Source organism: Micromonospora sp. KC207, from assembly GCF_004348615.1.
Classification (GTDB): domain Bacteria; phylum Actinomycetota; class Actinomycetes; order Mycobacteriales; family Micromonosporaceae; genus Micromonospora.
In genome coordinates this window covers 1-9,466 of record NZ_SMKJ01000277.1, presented here as the reverse complement: position 1 = coordinate 9,466, position 9,466 = coordinate 1, and the positions used below count along the sequence as shown (strand labels likewise).

The following is a 9,466-nucleotide window of genomic DNA, read 5'->3' as shown; positions in this document are numbered from 1 at the left end:
GAGCCGACCGCGACCGGCGGGGCCGCCACCCCGGCCGCCACCTCGGCGGGCGACGGGGACCTGGTCATTCCGCTCACCGGCGTCCGCAAGGCGATCGCGGACAAGCTCTCCCGCAGCCGGCGGGAGATCCCCGAGGTGACCATCTGGGTCGACGTGGACGCCACGGCCCTGGTGGAGACCCGCCGGGCGATCAACGCCGCGACCCCGGACACGCCGGTGAGCCTGCTGGCCCTGCTGGCCCGGATCTGCCTCAGTGGGCTGCGCCGGTTCCCGCAACTCAACGCGCGCGTCGACACAAAGGGGCAGCGGATCGTCCAGTTCCGGGGGGTGCACCTGGGCATCGCCGCGCAGACCGACCGGGGCCTGCTCGTCCCGGTGCTGCGCGACGCGCAGTCGCTCACCACCCGGGAACTGGCCGCGGCGCTCGCCGAGACCACGGCCGCCGCCCGGGCCGGCACCCTGCCGCCGGCCCGCCTCACCGGAGGCACCTTCACCCTCAACAACTACGGCGTGTTCGGCGTCGACGGCTCCACTCCGATCATCAACCACCCCGAGGCGGCGCTGCTGGGCGTGGGGCGGATCGTGGACAAGCCGTGGGTCGTCGACGGGCAGCTCGCGGTACGCAAGGTGACCCAGCTCAGCCTCACCTTCGACCACCGGGTCTGCGACGGCGGGGTGGCCGGCGGCTTCCTGCGGCACGTCGCGGACTGCGTGGAGCAACCCGCCCTCCTGGTCGCCAACGTGTGAGCCGGTCCCGGCCGTGCGCCGCCGGGACCGGAACCCTTTGCGCCCCGCCTGTCCCGTTTCCCGCGCCGCCCGCCCCGAGTACGCCGGAAATGTGCCCCGAGCCCGATCGTCCGGTCGATCGCCCGGCCGGTCCCGGAAGGCTGTCCTCGATCCGGGAAACAGCGGCCATCGCGACGGGAAGAGGACATTCCTTCACCTGGCCGGGCGCGGTTCCTTTCGGCCCGGCCTCCTTTCCCGCCCCGTTTCTCCGCGCGGTGGACGGGAAATCGGGCGCCGACGACGACCACCCGGTCGGGGCAACCGGACCTGGGACAACCACGACGACCATCCCCAGACCGCCTGGACACGCCGCCGGTGGGCGGCCGGTGGGACCGCGACCACGGCGACCAGGACTGGCACCGAGGGCGGGGCGAACCGGTCGTCCGGGGTGGACCTGCCGATCGGTGACACCGGCCTCTCCGGGCGCGGCATACCATTTTCGTCCCGCCACCGCCGAAACTGTCGACAATAGCTCCGCGCCTTTCCGGAAACTGCGCCACGCTTCCCGTCGCGCCGTACACAATGTGGTCAACGGGGAGCGGAAAAGAGGTGCGGGATATGGACGTAAGGCGGCGAATGAGGCTCATGGCGGTGACCATCGCGGCCCTGCCACTGGTCCTCGGCGGATGCACCGCCGAGCGGGAGAGGGCCGCCGAGCGAGCCGGGCGGGCGGCGCCCGCGCCCGTGGTCGACCTGTCGCCCGCCGATCGGGCCCGCGACGTCCCGATCAGCGCCGAGATCGGCACCAGCGTGGCCCACGGCAGGGTCACCGGCGTCCGGCTCACCGACGACAAGGGCCGGCAGGTCCCGGGCGAGCCCCGGCAGGACGGCACGAGCTGGGTTCCCAACGCGCCGTTGGCCGGCGGGCGAACGTACACCGCCGAGGTGACGGTGACCGGGGACGGCGGGAGGACCGCCACCCGCAGGACGACGTTCACCACCGCGCCGAAGCCGACCAAGCCGGCCATCACCAGCACGCTCTACTTCGCGGGCAACCAGACGTACGGCACGGCGATGCCCGTGACGGTGGCCTTCGACCCGGGCGTGCCGAAGGAAGCCCGCGCGGCGGTACAGAAGCGGCTGTTCGTCAGGACCGACCCGCCGCAGCCGGGCACCTGGTCCTGGCTGGAGGACGGCACCCAGGCCTACTACCGCGCGCCCGACTTCTGGCGGCCAGGCACCAGGATCAGCGTTCGGGCGGCCCTGGAGGGCCTGCCGATCGGCAAGGACCTGGTGGGCGACGCCGAGCACCGGGCCACCTCGAAGATCGGCCGGCAGGTCTCCCTCGACATCGACAACGCCACCAAGCAGATGTCGGTCTTCCGCGACGGCAAGCTGGTTCGCCGGATCCCGGTCAGCCTCGGCAAGCCGAGCACGCCCAGCTCCAGCGGCAAGATGGTGATCATGGAGAAGCACGAGCGGACGACGTTCGACACCCGAGGTGAGCCCGACGGCGGCTACGTGGTCGACGTCGACGACGCCCAGCGGCTCACCTGGGGCGGGGAGTTCATCCACTCCGCGCCGTGGTCGGAGGGCGACCAGGGCAACACCAACGTCTCGCACGGCTGCGCCAACGTCTCGGCCACCGCCGCCGACTGGCTGATGGGGATCACCCAGGTCGGCGACCTCGTCACCGTCACGGGCACCGAGGTGCCGCTGCGGGCCGGCAACGGATGGACAGCCTGGAACGTGAGCTGGGACGAGTTCGCCAAGGGCAGCGCCCTGCCCGTCCCGGCCGGGCTGCGGCCCAGCCCGCACACCGTGCCGCACCCGGGGGCGGTGGCCGGCGGGGGATCGCCCGGGCCGACGCCGTCGGCCAGCGGCGGCTGACCATCGGGAGGAACGACCGCCGGGCCGGCCCCGTCACCGCACGGTGGCGGGCCGACCCGGCACGACCGCCAGCGGCATCTGGTTCGGCCGTAGTCGCAGTCAGTCGAGCCGCACCCGGGCCACGCCGGAGCTGACCAGGGAACCCAGCCAGAGCCGGTCGCCGTGCTGGCGTACCCCGGTGATCATCCAGTAGGCGCCGCGCGGGCCGTGCAGGGTCCGCAGCACCGTGCCTGCGCCGTCGACGAGCGCGACCAGCCCGTAGCGACGCGGCTGCGGCCGGACCGCGTCGGGCAGCAGCGCCACCAACTGCCGCAGGCGCGGGTGCGGCAGCAGGCGCTCCACCACCGGCAGCCGGGGGCTGGGCAGGGCGATCCAGTACGTTCCGTCGCCGACCCCGCAGAGGTTGTCCGGGTACGCCGGCAGGTCCGCCAGCATCGTGGCCCCGCCGCCGGGCAGGTCGACCCGCAGCAGCCGGTGGGTGGTCGTCTCCACCAGAATCAGCGCCGACTCGTCGGGGGTCAGCGCGATCCCGTTGGGGAAGTAGAGCCCGTCGGCCACCACGTCGGTCCGCCCGGTGCCCGGATGGTAGGCCAGCACCCGCCCGTTGGGCCGGTGTTCGAGCAGGTCGTGCTTCCAGTGCGACAGAGGAAAGCGGTCCGAGCTGTCGGTGAAGAAGATCGTGCCGTCCCGGGCCACAGCGGCGTTGTTGGCCAGGTGCACCGGCGGGGCGCTGCCGGTCAGCTCCCGTACCGCCCCGTCCGGGGTGACCCGCAGCAACCCCCGGTACGCGTCGCAGACGACCAGGCTGCCGTCGCGCGGGTCGAGTTCGATGCCGAGCGGCCGGCCCCCGGTCTCCGCCAGCGACCTCGCGGGCGTGCCCGCCGGCGCGTCGGCCGGCCACCACCAGAGCCGGCCGTCCTCGTCCCCGCTGATCACCCGGCCGGCCGGGTCGACCACCACGTCCTCGGGGCCGTGCGCGCCCCTGGGCAGCGGCAGCAGCTCCACCTCGTCGAGCCGCCGGTCGTCGGGCGCCCACGGCCCGGCCAGCGGGGGCGCCACGGTGGCCGGCTCGCGGACGGGGCGGATGGGCCGGGGTGCGCGGGAACGGGGTACGACCATCGGGCCCATTGTCGCCCCGCTGCCGCGCCGCAGTCGCGTCGCGCGGCGGCGTGTCGGCCGGTCGGGCCGGAGCATCGCCTCCGGCCTCCCGCCAGGGCGTATCGGGGGCGGCTCGGGGTCAGACCCTGGGTGTACCCGGAGTCACTTTCGAACAGGGCGGAAATGTCGGTGGGTGGGGCTAGATTCGTGGCCATGGAGCAGCGCAGCGATCGATTCCACGTGCAGATCAACGTGGGCGACGACGTGGTGGAGATGCGGGCGAGCGGCGAGGTCGACATCGCCACGGTCGGCGTGCTCCGCGCCGCGCTCTGGGCCGCCCCGGCCCGGCCGCTGCTGCGGCTCGATGTCTCCGGCGTCCGGCTGCTCTCCGCCGCCGGGGTGCGGGCGCTGGTCGCCGCACACCGCCGGGTCCGCGCCCGTGGCGGTGAGCTGGTGCTCGTCGACCCGGCTCCGACGGTGGCCCGGGTGCTGCACGTCACCGGCCTGAGCCGGGTCATCCCGGTCCGGGCGCGTGCCGTCGCCGGCCCGCTCGCCGCCGCGCCGGTTGCCCCCGAGCCCGCCGCGTCCGTCACGGCCGCGTCTGCGGGGGCAGCGCCCGCGCTGCTTGCGCTGCCCCCGGGGTTGCTCGCGCCGCTGGTCACCGAGCGGGGCACCGCGCCACTGGTGCCCGCCTGACCTGGGCCGCCGGGGCGGTCCCGCGCTGCTTCCCGCACCGGCGAAGCCGGGGCCGCCGGCCATCGCCGACGACCCCGGCCGGGGAGCTGACGCGGGTCAGCGCACGCCGAGCAGGTCGACGACGAAGACGAGCGTCTCGCCCGGCGCGATGACGCCTCCGGCGCCCCGGCTGCCGTAACCGAGGTGCGGCGGGATGGTCAGCTTGCGCCGGCCGCCGACCCGCATGCCGACCACGCCCTGGTCCCAGCCGGCGATGACCCGCCCGCCGCCCAGCGGGAACTCGAACGCCTCGCCCCGGTTCCACGACGCGTCGAACTCGCGGCCCGTCGAGTGCGCCACGCCCACGTAGTGCACGCTGGCCCGCTGCCCCGGCTGAGCCTCCGGGCCGTCGCCGACGGTGATGTCCTCGATGACGAGATCGGCGGGCGGCGCGCCCTCGATCGGGCCGATTTCGGGCTTGTCCATGCCGTACGCCTCCTGGTCGGTGGTGCGTCCACTGCGGTCGCCGTCGATCCTGCCGGATCGCGATCGGCCGATCTCCATCGGTCCCGCCGTACCGGCGGGGTGAGCGCCATGATCGGCGGCCTAGACTCGGGCGGTCGACGGCCGACGGAGGAACAGGCGGATGACGCGCACCGGTGGTGACCACGGCTCCCTGCTGCGCCCGGTCGCGGCGTCGGCCGGGCGGGCCCCGGTCCTCACCCGCGCCGGTCAGGTCGTGTACGCGGCCCGGCGACTGGGGGAGCTGGTGCACGGCCGGCCGCCCGGGGTCACGGGCCACCAGTGGAACTCGGCCGGCCGGGAGGGCTTCGACCACGTGGTGTGCGCCGGGGACAGCGGCCGTCCGCTGTTCGCCGTCGAGGTCGGGCCGCCGGCCCCGGCCGGTTCCGCCGCGCAACGCGCCGAGCGGATGAAGGACGCGGTCTGCGCGGCGGTCGGCCTGCCGGTGCTGCGGGTCGCCTCGCCCACCCTGCGTGCCGCCGACCACGGCCGGCGGATCGTCGAGTACGTCATCGACGCCCGCGCCTACGCCGACGCCGTGTCGCCGGAGCCGGGGCAGAACGACCCGGGGGACGTTGCGCCGGTGCGGTTCCGGGAGATCGTCGGCCGGCTGCCGGACGGGCGCAGCGGCCACGTCAACGACCTCGGCGCCCTCGCCCGGGCGGCGGCCGTGGAGGCGTACGTCTCCCGCCGGCTGGTCGACCCGATCGTCCGAGGCCTGCACGTGTGCTGGACAAACGGCCCGGTGGAGGGCTGGAGCTGGGTGGAGGTGCTTCCCGGCCGGTGCCTGGTGGAACGGGTCGAGGTCGTCCAGCAGCGCTTCTCGTGCGGCGTCGACGCGGGTCGGTTCGCCGAGGACCTGGCCGCCGTGGCGGTCGGCGAGCGGCTGCGCGGCATCGAGGCAGCCGGCCCGGAGCTGGTGGCGCGGGAGGAGCTCGACCGGGACATCCGCGGGCTGCGTCAGCGGCGCGGCGAGATGCGGGACGGTTTCGCCTACGACCATCTCTGCGCCGGCTGACCGACGCGTCCACCGGGGCGACCGGGTCTCCACAAATTCCCGTATCCGGGTTGAACCTTCGCCGTCGCGGCTCCGTACTCCAGCGCGAATGGACACGGATCTCCCCCGCCGCGCCGGCCGGCGCGACGACGATGAGGAAAGGGCATCGTCGGTCATCGACACGCGACCGGAACGTCGCAGTGATCCTCGCCGAGGCATCCCACCCGAATTCATCGGTCCGACGGGATCACGGGTCAACTACCGGATCGAGAAGGAGAGCAATTCGATGCGCAGGTCCCCACGGGCGCGCCGGTCATCCGGTAACGCGCGGAGCAAGCGGCTGCTGGCCGTTGTCGGCACGCTTGCGGTCTTCGGTGGAGTCGTCGCCGTGACCCAGATCTCGTCGGCCCAGGACCGGCGGACGACCACTCGCGCCGCGGCGGCGTCATGCGTGGCACCCAGCCCCGGTGCGACCTCGAATATCGGCAGCAGCACCACCCAGACGTGGCAGAACGGTCGGTGGGTGCGCAATCACTGGGGTGACGGCCAGATGTCGGCCGCGGAATGCCAGTCGCTCAAGGCCGGGGGCGCGACCAACGCCAACACCAACGCCGCCGCGGCGGGCTCGACTGTCGCCTGCCCCGATGTCGCCAGCAAGCTGCCCCCGGTCCCGGCCGCGGCCAAGGCCGAGGTGGACCGCAACCTCGCCCTGCTCAAGACCCAGATCGACGAGGCGAACAAGCGGCTGGCGGCCGAGGGCCGCAACGGCGGGCAATTCATCCAGAACGCGATCCTCGGGCCGCTGGCCGACAAGCGCCGGGCGACCCTGGACCGGATCGCGATCGCCATCGGCCGGGTGGCGCAGCGCCCGCAGGGCCTCGACCAGCTCGCCACGTGTCAGCTCGCCGTCGGTGCCAACCCCAACGCCGGCAACAACAACGGTGGTCAGAATGGCGGGAACAACAACGGGGGCCAGAACAACGGCAACGGCCTCGGTGTCCTCGCGAAGGACTGCGGCAACAGCCGGCTGCAGCCGCACGACGGCTTCCAGAACGGCAACCGGTGCGTCAGCACCGCGTTCGGCGAGGTCGGCGCGGCGGCCAACAACCCGTCGCTGTTGATCACGCAGTTCCCCAACCAGGTCCAGCGCAACCAGCCGTTCCAGCTCCGGGTCACCACCCGCAACCTGATCCGGGACCGGTTCCTCGCCGCGGGCCAGGGCGGCTACTACCTGGAGAGCTCCCTGCTGAACGGCCAGGGGCTGGTCCGGGGCCACTTCCACACCGCCTGCCGGATGCTGAACAGCACTCGTCAGCCCCCGAACCCGCAGGACGTGCCGGCGTTCTTCGTAGCCACCGAGGACGGCCGGGGTGGCTCGCAGCCGGACGACGTCATCATCCAGGTGCCGGGCCTGCCGCAGTCCGGCACCGCGCAGTGCTCGGTCTGGGCCGGTGACGGCTCGCACCGCATCCCGATGATGGAGCGGGCCAACCAGACCCCCGCGATCGATGTGGTGCGGATCCAGGTCAACTGAGCCGGCGCCGCGACGCTGCGCCGTACGCACACCCGGGCCGCCCGGGGGCAGAACTTGCCCCGGGCGGCCCGGGTGCGTTTGGCGCGGTGCCGCGAGCGGCTGTCGAGCGCGATGCCGGGGCGTGCGGGGAAATCGCCGCAGAAAACAGCCGGGGGCGACGCCGAGTCTCCAGCGTGACCCCGGTGTTCCCGATCGTGCGCGCGGTGGGGCTTAGCGGTTCTTGAAGGCCTCGACGACCGACACGGGGATCCGGCCCCGGTCGGAAATCTCGTAGCCGTTCTTGGTGGCCCATTCCCGGATCGCCCGGTTCTGCTCGCGATCCATTCCCGAGACCGGCGCGCGGCCTGGGCGACGGACGGTACGTCCGACGTCGACCGGCCCTCGGCCGATACGCCGGCCAGCGTTGATGTAGGGGTCGAGTGCCTTCCGGAGGGTGCCGGCGTTCTCGTCGGACACATCGATGGTGTACGCCACGCCGTCCAGGCTGAACTCGACGGTCCGATCCGCCTTCCCGCCGTCGAGGTCGTCCGTCAAGACGGTGATTACTTTCCGGGCCATCGCCAATTACTCCTTGTGTGGGGCGGGGTGTGTTACGAGTTTGACGTATCACCTGGCGAATCCGCAAGAATATGCCTCGTTTGCATTCGGCGCGTCGAGTTGGCCCCGATGCAATCCCGCTGCTTCGGTGGAATTTGCAGTACGCCTTCCTCCCGCGCGAGCCCGGTCTTCATCGAGGCCACCAGCATGCAGGGCGAGCCGGGGCTGACCCTGACCGGCCAACTCGGCGACGTGATGAAGGAGTCCGCGCACATCGCGCTGTCGTACCTGCGCTCCAACGGCCGCCGGTTCGGCATCGACCCGAACGCCCTCGCCGGGCGGCGGATCCACCTGCACGTCCCGGCGGGCGCGGTGCCGAAGGACGGGCCGAGCGCCGGCATCACCATGGTGACGGCCTTGGCCTCGCTGGTGACTGGCCGCCCGGTGCGGCCCGAGTTCGGGATGACCGGCGAGGTGACCCTCCCCGGGCGGGTGCTGCCCATCGGCGGGGTGAAGCAGAAGCTGCTCGCCGCGCACCGGGCCGGCCTGACCGAGGTGATCATCCCGGGCGCGCAACGAGCCGGACCTGGACGACCTGCCGGCCGAGGTGCGCGAGGCGCTGACCGTGCACACCCTCGCCGACGTCGCAGACGCGCTCGCCCTGGCGCTGCGCCCGGCCGACGCCGACACCCGCACCGGCCCCGCCCTCACCACCGCCTGAGGCGTAGGCAGGGGCCCCGTGTTGTCGCATTGCGCATAGCAGGGGCCCCTGTCAACGACGTCGGTGCCGGGCGCGGCGCGGCGGGGTCACCGCGCGTCGGCCGCGCTCGTGCCCCGGGCCGGGGCCGACCATCGTCAGGGACGGTCGCGGTCGCGGCGTACCGTCGTCTTGCGGCCCTTGATGGTGCTGCCCCGCAGCCCGGCGATCACCTCGTCCGCCACGGCGGCCGGCACCTCGACCAGCGAGAACCGGTCCGCGATCTCGATCGAGCCGATGTCCCGGCCGCTGACCCGGGTCTCCCCGGTGATCGCCCCGACCAGGTCCTGCGGGCGCACCCCGGCGCGCCGGCCCAGCCCGATGAAGACCTGGGTGGTGCCCCCGGAGCGGGGACGCCCCGGCCGTCGCTCGCCACCACGCCCCTCCTGCCCCGGGCGCGCCTCGCGCGGCGGGCGGACCGCGACCTGCGGAATCTCCTCCTCGTCGTCGTCCGAGCCCGGGGAGGCGGCCTCGTGGGCCAGCTTCACCGCCGCGAGCGCGACCTCCATCATGTCGAACTCGTCCGACAGCGACTCCACGATCACCCGGAACGACTCCAGGTCGTCCTCCAACAGGCTCTCCCGCAGCGCCGCCTGGGTCAGCTCCAGCCGCCGGTTGCGTAGGTCGGCCGCCGTGGGGATCTTGTCGATGGCGATCCGCTGCCCGGTCACCCGCTCGATGGTCTTGAGCATCCGGTGCTCGCGTGGCTCCGCGAGGGTGATCGCCACCC

The 9,466-nt window shown here is 73.5% G+C and carries 9 protein-coding genes and 2 pseudogenes; 6 read left to right on the top strand and 5 right to left on the bottom strand.

What is annotated here, in order from left to right; genetic code table 11:
* On the top strand, nucleotides 1–747 hold a 747-nt coding region (locus E1258_RS26275), incomplete at its 5' end, for a dihydrolipoamide acetyltransferase family protein (RefSeq protein ID WP_132405828.1).
* A gap of 597 nt (nucleotides 748–1,344) precedes the next feature.
* The gene (locus E1258_RS26270) at nucleotides 1,345–2,616 is read left to right on the top strand and encodes an Ig-like domain-containing protein (protein ID WP_132405826.1); all 1,272 of its coding nucleotides are present in this window, start codon (nucleotides 1,345–1,347) and stop codon (nucleotides 2,614–2,616) included.
* Between the two features lie 99 nt (nucleotides 2,617–2,715).
* Here E1258_RS26270 and E1258_RS26265 read toward each other — a convergent pair whose 3' ends face one another.
* Nucleotides 2,716–3,735 (bottom strand): SMP-30/gluconolactonase/LRE family protein, encoded by a 1,020-nt coding sequence (locus E1258_RS26265; RefSeq protein WP_132405824.1) that lies wholly within the window; start codon nucleotides 3,733–3,735, stop codon nucleotides 2,716–2,718.
* A 192-nt stretch (nucleotides 3,736–3,927) separates the two neighbouring features.
* On the opposite strand from E1258_RS26265, the pseudogene E1258_RS36015 reads away from it, so the two are divergent.
* Nucleotides 3,928–4,239 (top strand): annotated as a pseudogene (locus E1258_RS36015) (STAS domain-containing protein); the annotation flags it as partial.
* Nucleotides 4,240–4,506: 267 nt separating this feature from the next.
* On the opposite strand, the gene E1258_RS26255 reads toward E1258_RS36015, so the two are convergent.
* Entirely contained in the window at nucleotides 4,507–4,875 is a 369-nt protein-coding gene (locus E1258_RS26255) for an FKBP-type peptidyl-prolyl cis-trans isomerase (RefSeq protein ID WP_007071290.1), read from the bottom strand.
* A 160-nt stretch (nucleotides 4,876–5,035) separates the two neighbouring features.
* Between E1258_RS26255 and E1258_RS26250 the strand changes: the two genes are divergently transcribed.
* A complete protein-coding gene (locus E1258_RS26250; RefSeq protein ID WP_132405820.1) occupies nucleotides 5,036–5,929 on the top strand; it encodes a DUF2726 domain-containing protein in 894 nt (297 codons plus the stop codon).
* Nucleotides 5,930–6,166: 237 nt separating this feature from the next.
* Here E1258_RS26250 and E1258_RS35175 read toward each other — a convergent pair whose 3' ends face one another.
* Entirely contained in the window at nucleotides 6,167–6,406 is a 240-nt protein-coding gene (locus E1258_RS35175) for a hypothetical protein (protein ID WP_243715698.1), read from the bottom strand.
* 52 nt (nucleotides 6,407–6,458) lie between these two features.
* On the opposite strand from E1258_RS35175, the gene E1258_RS26245 reads away from it, so the two are divergent.
* Nucleotides 6,459–7,442, top strand: coding sequence for a hypothetical protein (locus tag E1258_RS26245; RefSeq protein WP_243715697.1), 984 nt, complete (start codon nucleotides 6,459–6,461; stop codon nucleotides 7,440–7,442).
* Between the two features lie 210 nt (nucleotides 7,443–7,652).
* Here E1258_RS26245 and E1258_RS26240 read toward each other — a convergent pair whose 3' ends face one another.
* Complete coding sequence (locus E1258_RS26240; RefSeq protein ID WP_007071287.1) at nucleotides 7,653–8,000, bottom strand: Lsr2 family protein; 348 nt, start codon at nucleotides 7,998–8,000, stop codon at nucleotides 7,653–7,655.
* A 165-nt stretch (nucleotides 8,001–8,165) separates the two neighbouring features.
* Here E1258_RS26240 and E1258_RS26235 point away from each other — a divergent pair.
* Nucleotides 8,166–8,700: pseudogene (locus tag E1258_RS26235) on the top strand (S16 family serine protease); the annotation flags it as partial.
* A gap of 134 nt (nucleotides 8,701–8,834) precedes the next feature.
* Here E1258_RS26235 and E1258_RS26230 read toward each other — a convergent pair.
* The coding region (locus E1258_RS26230) for a DbpA RNA binding domain-containing protein (protein WP_207919725.1) at nucleotides 8,835–9,466 on the bottom strand (632 nt) is incomplete at its 5' end.